This is a genomic window from Bacillus sp. FSL K6-1012 (assembly GCF_037964915.1).
Taxonomy (GTDB): Bacteria; Bacillota; Bacilli; order Bacillales; family Bacillaceae; genus Bacillus; species Bacillus halotolerans.
On sequence record NZ_CP150175.1, the window covers coordinates 1,168,532 to 1,181,293 of the forward strand.

The 12,762-nt window shown below is 48.0% G+C and carries 7 protein-coding genes; 3 read left to right on the forward strand and 4 right to left on the reverse strand.

The window, feature by feature from the left end; all coding sequences use genetic code 11:
* Positions 1–107 precede the first annotated feature (107 nt).
* Both NSS75_RS06010 and NSS75_RS06015 read right to left on the reverse strand, forming a co-directional pair.
* Positions 108–1,262 (reverse strand): AbrB family transcriptional regulator, encoded by a 1,155-nt coding sequence (locus NSS75_RS06010; RefSeq protein WP_339236499.1) that lies wholly within the window; start codon positions 1,260–1,262, stop codon positions 108–110.
* 107 nt (positions 1,263–1,369) lie between these two features.
* Positions 1,370–2,572, reverse strand: a complete 1,203-nt coding sequence (locus NSS75_RS06015) for an MFS transporter (protein ID WP_024120834.1) — start codon at positions 2,570–2,572, stop codon at positions 1,370–1,372.
* A gap of 115 nt (positions 2,573–2,687) precedes the next feature.
* Here NSS75_RS06015 and NSS75_RS06020 point away from each other — a divergent pair, with 115 nt between their 5' ends.
* On the forward strand, positions 2,688–4,418 hold the full coding sequence (locus NSS75_RS06020) for an ABC transporter substrate-binding protein (protein ID WP_339236502.1): 1,731 nt from the start codon (positions 2,688–2,690) through the stop codon (positions 4,416–4,418).
* A 33-nt stretch (positions 4,419–4,451) separates the two neighbouring features.
* Here the strand turns inward: NSS75_RS06020 and NSS75_RS06025 are convergent, their stop codons facing one another.
* Both NSS75_RS06025 and NSS75_RS06030 read right to left on the reverse strand, forming a co-directional pair.
* Positions 4,452–4,766, reverse strand: coding sequence for a four-helix bundle copper-binding protein (locus tag NSS75_RS06025; RefSeq protein WP_339236505.1), 315 nt, complete (start codon positions 4,764–4,766; stop codon positions 4,452–4,454).
* A 128-nt stretch (positions 4,767–4,894) separates the two neighbouring features.
* The gene (locus NSS75_RS06030) at positions 4,895–5,332 is read right to left on the reverse strand and encodes a ferritin family protein (protein ID WP_326231138.1); all 438 of its coding nucleotides are present in this window, start codon (positions 5,330–5,332) and stop codon (positions 4,895–4,897) included.
* A 183-nt stretch (positions 5,333–5,515) separates the two neighbouring features.
* Between NSS75_RS06030 and addB the strand changes: the two genes are divergently transcribed.
* Complete coding sequence (addB, locus tag NSS75_RS06035; RefSeq protein WP_339236510.1) at positions 5,516–9,016, forward strand: helicase-exonuclease AddAB subunit AddB; 3,501 nt, start codon at positions 5,516–5,518, stop codon at positions 9,014–9,016.
* Entirely contained in the window at positions 9,003–12,707 is a 3,705-nt protein-coding gene (addA, locus tag NSS75_RS06040; RefSeq protein ID WP_339236513.1) for a helicase-exonuclease AddAB subunit AddA, read from the forward strand. Before addB ends, addA begins: the two co-directional genes overlap by 14 nt.
* Positions 12,708–12,762: the final 55 nt, after the last annotated feature.

A 12,762-nucleotide genomic window follows, 5' to 3' on the forward strand; every position in this document is an offset into this window, starting at 1 on the left:
TCTTTTTCAATCAGGAAATTTCACTTTCCTGCCTCATTTTGAAGTCTCCATACTCTGCAGAATAGAGTCGCTCCTGCCCTTTTCTTCCTAAGTATTCCTTTTTTTAACTAGGCATTGCTGCCGCTTATCGAACTCTCTTTGCCTTTTTTTTCACCATGAAGATGGTGAAGCAGACGATAAAACGGCGGCAAGAGGGCGATGACAAGGATGACGCGTATGACCTGAACCGCAACGACAAAGGTGGAATCGGCATGCAATGTAACAGACGTCGTCGCCATTTCTGCAATGCCGCCGGGTGCAAATGCCAAAACAGAGGTGATCAGCGAAATCCCTGTCAGTTTGGAAACGATCACCGCGCTTAAAAGCATGGCGGCAATTAAGCCGACTGATGAAATGAAACCGACGATCATGATACGTGTAACGCCGGCAAACATGCTTTTGTACATCTTAGAACCGATTGTAGCCCCCAGAAATATCTGCGAAAGATGGTTAGCCTGTGACGGCCACCATGCAAGCATGTCATGGCCTGTTATTGAAGCGCCGCCTATGTGCACGGCCGCTACACCGAGCATACTGCCGAGCAGCCACGGAGCGGGAAATTTTAAATATTTTGCCGCTTTACAAGCTCCCCAGGCAACGAAAATGAGAACGCCGGTCCACAGTACGGGAGCGAGCCCGATTTCTGTCGTAGCAGCGGATACCGTTTGTGTTGCGGCACTTGCAGGGCCATCTTGTTTAGCGTAAATCAGGATAACCAAAAACGGAATAGACAGGACCACGAGCAGCACCCGCATCATTTGAACGAGACTGACAATAGCGGTATTGGCACCGACCTCCTGAGCAATACTCGGCATGGCGGACAGTCCGCCGGGAGCCGTGCCGACAAAGCTGGTCATCATATCCGTTTTGCTGTAACGCCAAAGCACATAGCCTGACAGCATGGCAAGAAGTATCGATAAAATCAGCATGATGCCGACCGAAAACCAATGATCTTTGAGGACAGACAGAACGGATAGGTTCAGCTTTTGGCCCAATTCAATGCCGAGGATCATCTGCCCGAGAGCGAGCCACCGGCGGTTAATTCCTTTTTGGTCTGGCGCCATCATCAGCCAAGCCGGCCGTATCATAGCGAGACAGCAGGCGACAATCAGCGTTCCGATCATCCATCCGATCGATATTCCGGATAACGAAAGAATAAACCCCCCGGCTGCACTGATTGCGATAAACCATAGATCTGTGAGGAGATTTTTGTCTTTCTTCAATATAAAACCCTTCTTCCTATAAACTTACAGCTCCAATTGTTCATGTAGTGAATGTATGAATACTATAGTATATTTTTGTTGATAAAGAAATTATGAATTTTTTTCTGTCAGCCATTGATTTTTCTTATGACCTTATATTCAATCCTCTCCATGATATGAGACTGCAAGAAACCGGCGGCGAGAAGACACACGGAAAGAGTGTAAAACATGATTTCTCCGCCAAACGAAGTCAGGATCAGTCCGCCGGCCAGCGGTCCGATTGACCGTGAAATATCCCAATGCAAGCCGTATATCGCATAGAAACGGCCGAGCATATGCGGCGGCGCCAGCCGGGAAATAAAGGTTTGGATATGAGTGAGTCCGATGCTTTCTCCAACCGTCATCACGGCAGCAGTCAGCATAAGCAGCGTTAAAGATGTTGAGAATGCAAAGCCGGCGGCCGCAAGTGAGTAGCTAATATAGGTAATGAGAAGAATCGTTTTCATCGATAACTTTTCTGTCCATTTTACTAGAGGTACTTGAAGAACAAAGCTTAATAAAGCTTTTGCTGCCGAATAGATTGCCAGCATGGACAGGTAATCAGAAAACATACTTTTGCTGAACAGCCTGTATGTCGTTTCTGTTTGCGCGTATAACATGCTGATTGGGAGAGAAAGCAGCAAAAGGATCAAAACAGGCCGATATCTTGTGAAACGCGCGGATAATGCTGCGGGATGATCGGCTTTTAGCGGCTTTGTTTCTGGTAATTTAAAGGCGGCGATAAGAAAATAAATGAACAGCGCCGCGGCATCTAATGCAAATATCCAAACGGGATCATGAGCGTACAGCAGCAGCCCAAGCAGCGGACCTGCCGTCAAGCCTGCTGAGTAGATGGCATTGATGACGGCAAAAACTTCCGAACGTCTGCTTTCCGGCGTGCTTTCGGCGATCTGTGCGCGTGATGCAGGAATGTACAGGGATCTGCCGATGCCGTTGAGGATATAAAGGAAAGCGAAAAAATACGCATCATGAGCAAAAACAAAACCCGCCATTGCCGCTGTTTGCAGAAGCAGGGCAGTCAGGATCGCTGTTCGCCGTCCGAGCTGATCTGTCACACGTCCCGCTATGAGTGTCAGGCAAATATCAGCGAAGGGCTGAAGACTGATGATAAGCATGGGAAGCATCACGCTTCCGTTTAATTGCTCATGCAGATACAGCACCATAAACGGCCCCATCATGGCCCCTGTCAGGCTTGTCAGCATTTCGCCGAAAAATCGGAGCCAAACGGGTGCTGTGTAGCGGGATTTAATTGATTGGAAGAGGATAAACATGTGATTTCCGCCTTTCGCTGTTTGATATAGTAGTAGTGTATAGAAGGGGCGGCGGGCCAAAAAGAGAAGAAAATAAGAGAAAAAGATTCCCCTTTTTTGTCAGGAGGTGCAGGGATTGAAGCTGATTGACCACTATGTGGCGCTCGCAAAAGCTGAGAGCGGCGAACCGGGACAGATGAAGGAAATGCCGCTCAGTGAGATTGCGGCTTGTTTATATTGTACAGAGAGAAATGCGAAGCTGATTTTACATAAGATGGAGAGCAAAAAATGGATCATTCGCGAAAGCGGATCGGGGCGCGGCCATAAATCAAAAATCGCTTTTCTCCGTCAGCCGGAAGATTTGCTGCTTCAAACTGCCAAGGAATATACAACAGCCGGTAAACTTGAAAAAGCAAAAGGACTGCTTGACCATTATCAGCCGGCATTTCCGGGGATTCAAAATATGTATAACATGTGGTTTTCTGAGGTATTCGGTTTTGTAACAGAAACCGGACAGGATGGTGAACAGGATGTGCTGCGCTTGTTTATAGCCCCAGCAGCGGTAAGCAGTTTTGATCCGTACAGGATTTTTCTGCGGTCAGAGGGCCATTTTGTCAAGCAGATTTATGATACACTGCTCCGATTTGATCGGGAAAAGAGAGAGCCGCAGCCGCATTTGATCCACGGATGGAATAAGGCGGGGAAAAAAAGGTGGCGATTTTTTCTTCGGAAAGGCGTTTCTTTTCATAATGGAAAGCCATTGACGTCAAGGGATGTTGTATTTACGTTTCAGCGTTTTATGGATCATGATGAAAATCCATATAAATGGCTGCTGAAAGGTGTTGAACGGATTTCAGAGAAAGGGCCTTTTTGTGTGGACATTGAGCTCGATCAGCCGAATGAGCTTTTGCCGTATATTCTTTGTGATGAACGGCTGTCTATCCTGCCGGCAGAAACGAACGGCGGGGTGAATGGGACGGGACCTTTTTGCCTTGTTCAGCATGACGAACACATGCTCATTCTTCAAGCCAACGAGCGTTACTTTAAGGGCCGGGCATTCTTAGATCGTATTGAGTTTGTGCTTTCTGAGCAAGCAGATGATATGTACGGTTTTACCCTTCGAGAAAAACAGAAACCTCCTGAGAGGCAAACTGTTTTTGAAGAACGGCATGTTCAATATTTGTCACTAAACCTCAGAAAGAAAGGGCCGCTTCAGCATCCAAGCTTGAGAAAAGCCCTTCGGCTGCTGATTTCATCTGAACAGCTCGTTCGTGAGGCGGGAGGACACAGAAGCATTCCGGTATCATCTTTTTTCCCCCCGGCGCCTTTTGACTGGGGATATGCTTCACCTGCGGAATTAATAAAAAAAAGCGGATATGCGGGGGAAACGCTGTCACTGTTTACCTTTTCTGAAACAGATCATCGCGAGAACGCAGCATGGATTCAAGAGGTTTGTGAACGGAACGGCATTAGGCTTGACCTGGAATTTTGTGCTGCTGCCGATTTGCGCCGCCCGGAAATCGTACAAATGGCTGACATCATTCATGACAGCGCAACGTTTTATGAAGAAAGCGAGTTTGGTTTTTTGCATTTGCTGCTTTCGGAGAACAGCTTTTTGCATCAGCATCTTTCAGATGAACAGAAACGGACATTTTCAGAAATGATAGAACGGTTTTTCTCATTGCGCGACCTGCCTTCCAGAATGAATATAGTAAAACAAATTGACCGTCAGCTTATAGGCGATGTCAGCGCGATTCCGCTGTATCAAAATGTGCTTGAGGTTGCATCGAGTGAAACTGTTGAGGGTCTGATGCTGGATGAAGAGGGGTGGATTGATTTTTACTCTGTATGGCTGTCAAAAGAGTGAAGAGGGCTCTCATTTGATCCCTCTCATGCTTCGTTACGCAGCCATTTTGCGGCAGTGATCGGCGCAGGCAAAACAAGACGTCGCACACGCTTGGCAATGATCATGATCATGCTTTTCGCATTCAGTGCCGCAGGCTTCACAAATATCGGCGCAAAGTGCGCAAATTTCTTTCATAAAGGGGCTGTCCGTTTGCATGGCTTTCACTGCCAGCGCGCAAATATCCGCACATTCCCTGTCAAGCCGGATGCAGCCGCTCAGATCGTGGTGCGCACTTTCTTCCAAACATTTTGTAAAACAATGGTTGCAAGCTTCCATACATTCGATACAAGCTTCAATGGGTTGCTGCATGCTTGATTCCCCCTCATATGTTCGTGTATGATTTTATGTTTCCCGGCTGAGGTTAAGAAAAACAGTGGAGTGTGTTTTAGGGGGAGAGGGTGTAAATATAATCTGATCGTGTCTATCAAAATCGTGTGCTAGCGATCCATCAAATAGTATAAAAACCAGACAGCATGATTTTGTTCATCTCGTGCGGCGCGCGTAAAGATACCCTTTGCCTTTACATTTGAGGTTTCCTCAGCTGCGCGTAAGTAAAAGTCAACGGTTTTTTGTTCATCTTTAAAAGCGGCATCAAGTCCTCTTGTAAAAGTGTCCGGGCATTTCTCTGTTTGTTTCGGCATGATATGTTTGCCTGTAATGGCTCCGTATAATGAGGAGAAATTACGGAGATGGCGGATCTCATCGCGCCTGATTTCTTCAATTTGTTTTCTGACATCGGCAGGGTGGGCAAGTTCAGCAAGCCTGCGGTAGCATTGAACCGCACTGAATTCTCCGTTGATGGCTTTCTGGAGATTTTGAATCAAAACAGGGTCTTCCCGATATTGCGCTGGATAAGAAAAATAGCTGTAATACAAGGGGTTCAACTCCATTCTTAAGGAATTGGGCTTCTGTAAAAGTATATGTGAGGCCAGAAAACATGTGCGGAGAAATTCAGCTTCTCATAAGTGAAAAGGCCGTTTTTACCAATAGATCAGATTGGTCATTTTCGTCAATGTTCGATAAAATATAAACAGATAAAAAGAGAGGGGTCTTCTAATTTGGGAGCAGAGTTTTTAGTAGGCAGGTCCGGGAGTGGAAAAACGAAGCTGATCATCGACAGCATTCAAGATGAACTGCGCCGGGCTCCATTCGGGAAACCGATCATTTTTCTAGTCCCGGATCAAATGACGTTTTTAATGGAATACGAGCTTGCTAAAACGCCTGATACGGGCGGCATGATTCGTGCTCAAGTCTTCAGCTTTTCACGACTGGCCTGGCGCGTCCTCCAGCATACGGGAGGAATGAGCAGGCCGTTTCTTACGAGCACGGGCGTACAGATGCTCCTGCGGAAGCTCATTGAAGAGCACAAACAGGAGTTTAAAGTCTATCAAAAAGCAAGTGATAAAAGCGGTTTTACCGCACAGGTAGAACGGATGCTGACTGAGTTTAAGAGATACTGTCTGGAACCGGAAGATATTCGACGGATGGCGGATAGCGGAACAGCTTCCGAGTATCGGGGGGAACGTATTTTATCTGAAAAGCTTCATGATTTATCGATCCTGTACCAGCAGATGGAAAAAAGCCTTGAGGATCAGTATCTTCATTCTGATGATTATTTGACACTATTGGCAGAGCATATCCCGCAGGCGGAAGATTTGAAAGGGGCACATGTCTATGTAGACGGCTTTTATCAGTTTACACCGCAGGAATTCAGGGTGTTAGAGCAGCTTATGCTTCAGGCAGAGCATATCACGTTTTCACTCACAGCGGACAAGCCGTCACATGAGGGGGAGCCGCAGGAACTTGATTTGTTCAGAATGACGGGAAAAACGTATTATCGCCTCCACCAGACGGCAAAGGAACTGAATCTGGACATCACCTATAAAGAGCTTGATGAATCAAAGCGGCACAAGGGCGCACCGGAATTAGCCCATTTAGAAGCACAGTATGAAGCGCGTCCGGTTATTCCGTTTGCTGAGAAACAAGAGGCTTTTACCGTGATGCAGGCCGCAAACAGACGAGCAGAGCTGGAAGGTATTGCCCGGGAAATCCACAGCCTTGTCAGAGAGAAGGGCTACCGATACAAGGATATGGCGATTCTAGCGCGTCAGCCGGAAGACTATAAGGATATGGTCAAGGAAGTATTTGCAGATTACGAGATTCCTTATTTTATTGACGGGAAAACATCTATGCTGAACCACCCGTTAGTAGAATTTATCCGGTCAAGCCTTGACGTATTAAAGGGAAATTGGCGTTATGAAGCGGTGTTCCGCTGCGTGAAAACCGAACTGTTATTCCCGCTTAACCAGCCGAAGGCCAAGGTAAGAGAGCAGGTTGATCAGCTGGAGAATTACTGTATCGCTTACGGGATCAAAGGCGATCGCTGGACAAAGGATGATCGTTTCCATTACAGACGTTTTGTGTCGTTAGATGATGAATTTGCGCAGACCGATCAAGAAATCGAAATGGAAAACATGCTGAATGACACGCGCGATTGGATTGTTCCGCCGCTGTTCCAGCTGCAGAAACGAATGAAAAAAGCAAAAACGGTTCAAGAGAAGGCGGAGGCGCTTTACCGTTATTTAGAAGAGACAGATGTGCCGCTGAAGCTGGATCAGGAAAGACAGCGGGCTGAGGAAGACGGCAGAATCATTGAAGCACAGCAGCACCAGCAGGCGTGGGATGCAGTCATTCAGCTGCTTGAGGAGTTTGTGGAAATGATGGGCGAAGATGACATTTCTCTCGATTTGTTTCAGCAAATGATGGAGACCGGTGCAGAGTCGCTGACATTCTCTCTTATCCCTCCGGCGCTTGATCAGGTGTTTGTCGGCAATATGGATTTGTCGAGAATATACGGCACCTCATGCACCTTTGTGATCGGGGCAAACGACGGCGTCCTGCCGGCTCGCCCTGACGAAAACGGGGTGCTGTCGGATGATGATCGTGAGTGGCTGAAGACGATAGGTATTGAGCTTTCCTCCGGCGGGCGGGAGCGTCTGCTTGATGAGCATTTCCTCATCTATATGGCGCTTTCAAGCCCGTCTGACCGCCTTTATGTGACGTATCCGATTGCTGATGCGGAAGGGAAAACGCTTTTGCCGTCGATTGTAATCAAGCGGCTGGAAGAACTGTTTCCGCAGCATCGTGAGCGTCTATTGACAAATGAACCGGAGCAGGTCAGCGATGAGGAACAGCTTATGTACCTTGTCAATAAAAGCGTGGCACAATCATACACCGCTAGCCAGCTCAGATTATGGACGAGGGAATATGAAATCAGCGACGTCTGGTGGAGCGCGTACAATGCGCTGATGAATGAACCTGACAGGCTGGAGTCGAAAAAGCTTTTCTCAAGCCTGTTTTTCCGAAATGAAGTCAAGCAGCTTGAACGCTCTGTATCGAGACAGCTCTATGGTGAACGCATTCAAGGGAGCGTGTCGAGGATGGAAACCTTTAACGCTTGTCCGTTCTCCCATTTTGCGTCTCACGGGCTGCATCTGAAGGAACGTCAATTTTTCAAGCTTGAAGCACCGGATATCGGGCAGCTCTTTCATTCGAGTTTAAAACTGATTTCAGACCGGCTGCGCGAGCACAAAATAGATTGGCGCGACCTAACGAAGGAGCAGTGCGAGCTGTTTTCTTATGATGCGGTCGAGCGGCTGGCGCCGAAACTGCAAAAAGAAATTCTGCTCAGTTCAAACAGACATTATTACGTGAAGGAAAAACTGCAAAAAATTGTGACACGCGTGTCCGGCATTTTAAGCGAGCATGCAAAAGCGAGCGGATTCGTGCCGATCGGCCTTGAATTGGGCTTTGGCGGAAAGGGCCCGCTCCCGCCGCTTACCTTTAAGCTGAAAAACGGCTGTACGATGGAGCTCGTCGGGCGGATTGACCGCGTGGATAAAGCGGAAAGCTCTAAAGGCCTGCTCCTCCGAATTGTCGACTATAAATCCAGCGATAAAGGCCTTGACTTGGCGGAAGTGTATTACGGACTTGCGCTGCAAATGCTGACGTATCTGGATTTATCGATTACACATTCGTTAGACTGGCTAGGAATGAAAGCCACGCCGGCCGGAGTGCTGTATTTCCATATTCATGACCCGATGATACAATCGAATCTTCCGCTCGGACTTGATGAAATTGAACAGGAAATTTTTAAGAAATTTAAGATGAAGGGCCTCCTCCTCGGTGATCAGGAAGCGATTCGCCTCATGGATACAACCCTTCAAGAAGGAAGATCAAATATCATCAATGCGGGCCTGAAGAAAGACGGCTCACTCAGATCGGATTCAGCGGCAGTCGGTGAAAAAGAATTTGAGCTGTTGACGAAGCATGTGCGCCGCACCTTCCAAGAAGCAGGCGAGCAAATCACTGACGGGCGCGTATCCATTGAGCCGTATAAAATGAAGAACAAGACGCCTTGCACATACTGTGCGTTCAAATCAGTATGCCAATTTGATGAATCATTAGAAGAAAACGAGTATCGTCTGTTAAAGGCCGAAAAGGACAAGACGGTACTTGATTGGATAAAGAAGGAGGCTGATGGCAATGAACATTCCTAAACCGGCAGACAGCACATGGACAGATGACCAGTGGAATGCCATCGTCTCAACCGGCCAGGATATCCTTGTGGCAGCGGCGGCAGGCTCCGGTAAAACCGCTGTTCTTGTCGAAAGAATGATCCGGAAAATCACGGCGGAAGAAAATCCGATTGATGTAGACCGGCTTCTCGTTGTCACCTTTACAAACGCCTCAGCGGCAGAGATGAAACACCGGATCGCGGATGCACTGGAAAAAGAGCTGGTGAAACGCCCGGGATCACTGCATATCCGACGCCAGCTGTCGCTGTTAAACCGGGCCAGCATTTCAACGCTTCATTCGTTTTGCCTGCAGGTGCTGAAAAAATATTACTACCTGATTGATCTTGATCCGGGCTTTCGGATTGCTGATCAGACAGAAGGCGAGCTTCTCGGGGACGAGGTGCTTGATGAGCTGTTTGAGGATGAATATGCAAAGGGTGATAAGGCGTTCTTTGAGCTTGTCGACCGCTACACGACTGACCGGCATGACTTAGATCTGCAATATCTCGTGAAACAGGTGTACGAGTATTCCCGTTCCCATCCTGATCCGGAGACATGGCTGAAAAGCTTTGTTCATTTGTATGATGTAACAGAAAAGAGCGCGATCGAGGAACTGCCGTTTTATCCGTATGTCAAAGAAGATATTGCGATGGTGCTGGACGGAGCAAAGGAAAAGCTGCAGCGTGCCCTTGAGCTGACAAAAGCGCCGGGCGGACCTGCGCCGCGCGCTGAAAATTTTCTCGATGATCTCGCGCAGATTGATGAGCTGATTCAGCATCAGGATGACTTCAATGAACTTTATCAACGCGTGCCCGCTGTCTCCTTTAAGCGTGCAAAAGCGGTGAAGGGGGATGAGTTTGATCCCGTCTTGCTTGATGAAGCGACAGACTTAAGAAATGGCGCCAAAAAACTGCTTGAAAAACTTAAAACCGATTACTTCACCAGAAGCCCGGAGCAGCATGTAAAAAGTTTGGCTGACATGGAGCCTGTCATTGAAACACTCGTCCAGCTTGTTATCAGCTACGGGAAACGGTTTGAAGCCGCGAAGCAGGAGAAATCGCTTATCGATTTTTCTGATTTGGAGCATTATTGCCTGTCCATCTTGACCGCTGTGAACGAAAAAGGCGAACGTGAGCCGAGTGAGGCGGCAAGATTTTATCAGGAGCAGTTTCATGAGGTGCTTGTCGATGAATATCAGGATACCAACCTGGTGCAAGAATCCATTCTTCAGCTCGTCACAAACGGGCCGGAAGAGACAGGCAACCTGTTTATGGTAGGAGATGTCAAACAGTCGATTTATCGATTCAGGCTTGCGGAGCCGCTTCTTTTTCTTTCAAAGTACAAACGGTTTACAGAGAGCGGAGAAGGTACGGGCCGGAAAATCGACTTGAACAAAAACTTTCGAAGCAGGGCTGATATTTTAGACAGCACAAACTTCTTGTTCAAACAGCTGATGGGCGGCAAAATCGGCGAGGTCGATTATGATGAACAGGCTGAGCTGAAACTCGGAGCGGCGTATCCGGAAAACAACGAAACGGAAACAGGGCTGCTGCTGATTGACAAGTCAGAGGAGGCGGACGCAGGCGAGGAAGCGGAAGAGCTGGAAACGGTGCAGTTCGAAGCTAAAGCGATCGCTAAAGAAATACGCAAGCTGATCTCATCGCCATTTAAAGTATATGACGGGAAAACGAAGACACACCGCAATATTCAATACCGCGATATCGTGATTTTGCTGCGATCGATGCCGTGGGCGCCGCAAATCATGGAGGAACTGCGAGCTCAGGGCATACCGGTTTACGCCAATTTAACATCAGGCTACTTTGATGCGGTGGAAGTGTCTGTGGTGCTTTCTGTCCTGAAGGTAATTGATAACCCGTATCAGGATATTCCGCTTGCTTCCGTTCTGCGTTCACCGATTGTCGGTGCTGACGAGAACGAGCTGTCTTTGATCCGGCTTGAAAACAAAAAGGCGCCGTACTATGAAGCAATGAAAGACTATCTGGCAGCCGGCGACCGAAACGATGAGCTCTACCAAAAGCTGCAAACGTTTTACGGACATTTGCAAAAGTGGCGCGTTTTTTCGAAAAACCATTCGGTGTCCGAGCTGATCTGGGAAGTGTACCGCGACACAAAATATATGGATTATGTCGGCGGGATGCCGGGCGGAAAACAGCGCCAGGCTAACTTGCGTGTCCTTTATGACCGGGCGCGCCAATATGAATCGACGGCATTTCGCGGCCTGTTTCGATTCTTGAGGTTTATCGAACGCATGCAGGAACGCGGCGATGATCTGGGAACGGCGAGAGCGTTGACCGAACAGGAGGATGTTGTCCGTTTGATGACGATTCACAGCAGCAAAGGGCTCGAATTTCCAGTCGTCTTCACAGCGGGACTCGGCCGGAATTTCAACATGATGGATCTCAACAAATCCTACCTGCTGGACAAGGAGCTTGGGTTTGGCACGAAATTTATCCATCCAGAATGGCGCATCAGCTATCCGACGCTTCCGCTCATCGCGATGAAGAAAAAAATGCGCAGGGAATTGCTGTCTGAGGAATTGCGTGTCCTCTATGTTGCTTTAACGAGGGCAAAGGAAAAGCTGTTTCTTGTAGGCTCATGCAAGGATCATCAGAAACAGCTGGCGAAATGGCAGGCATCCGCATCCCAAGCTGACTGGCTTCTGCCGGAATTTGACCGCTATCAGGCGAAAACGTATTTGGATTTCATCGGACCTGCTCTTGTCAGACACAGAGACTTGGAGTCTTTGGCTGAGGGCGGTGCGGCAGCGGTTTCTGATATATCAGGCCATCCGGCCCGTTTTGCTATTCAAATGATTCATTCATATGATCTGCTTGATGATGAGCTGGAAGAGAGACTGGAAGAAAAAAGCGAACGTCTTGAAGCGATCCGCCGTGGTGAACCGGTTCCCGGCCCGTTTGCATTTGAGGAAAAAGCTCGGGAGCGGCTGGCTTGGAAGTATTCGTATCACGAGGTGACACAAATTCGCACGAAGCAGTCCGTTTCTGAGATTAAGAGAAGAAGAGAGTACGAAGACGAATACAGCGGACGGGCGCCCGTTAAACCGGCTGATGGAAGCATTCTGTACAGACGCCCGGCTTTCATGATGAAAAAAGGCCTGACAGCAGCAGAAAAAGGAACAGCTATGCATACGGTCATGCAGCATATTCCGCTGACACATGTGCCGACGATAGAAGAAGCGGAGCGGACAGTGCAGCATCTTTATGAAAAAGAGCTGCTCACCGAAGAACAGCAATCCGCTATCAATATCGAGGAAATCGTTCAATTTTTCCATACAGAAATTGGCGAAAAACTGATCGGCGCTAAATGGAAGAACCGCGAAATTCCATTCAGTTTGGCGCTTCCGGCAAAAGAGATTTATCCTGATGCGAAAGAGGCGGATGAGCCGCTATTGGTGCAGGGGATCATCGATTGTCTCTACGAAACAGAGGATGGCTTATATTTGCTGGACTATAAAACAGACCGAATTGAGGGTAAATTCCAGCACGGCTTTGAAGGAGCAGCCCCGATCCTGAAAAAGAGATATGAAACGCAAATTAAGCTGTACACAAGGGCCGTTGGACAAATTGCTCAAACGAAGGTAAAAGGGTGTGCGCTTTATTTCTTTGACGGAGGGCACATTCTGACTTTATAACGAGATCCATAAGCTCCGGGAATTCAGACGGAGCGGATCTCGTTTTCTATACAAA

Excerpts from the sequence above, each read along its gene's own strand:
- NSS75_RS06015 (WP_024120834.1), bottom strand. The coding sequence starts at position 2,572 with ATGTTTATCCTCTTCCAATCAATTAAATCCCGCTACACAGCACCCGTT.
- NSS75_RS06025 (WP_339236505.1), bottom strand. The coding sequence starts at position 4,766 with ATGCAGCAACCCATTGAAGCTTGTATCGAATGTATGGAAGCTTGCAAC.
- addA (WP_339236513.1), top strand. The coding sequence starts at position 9,003 with ATGAACATTCCTAAACCGGCAGACAGCACATGGACAGATGACCAGTGG.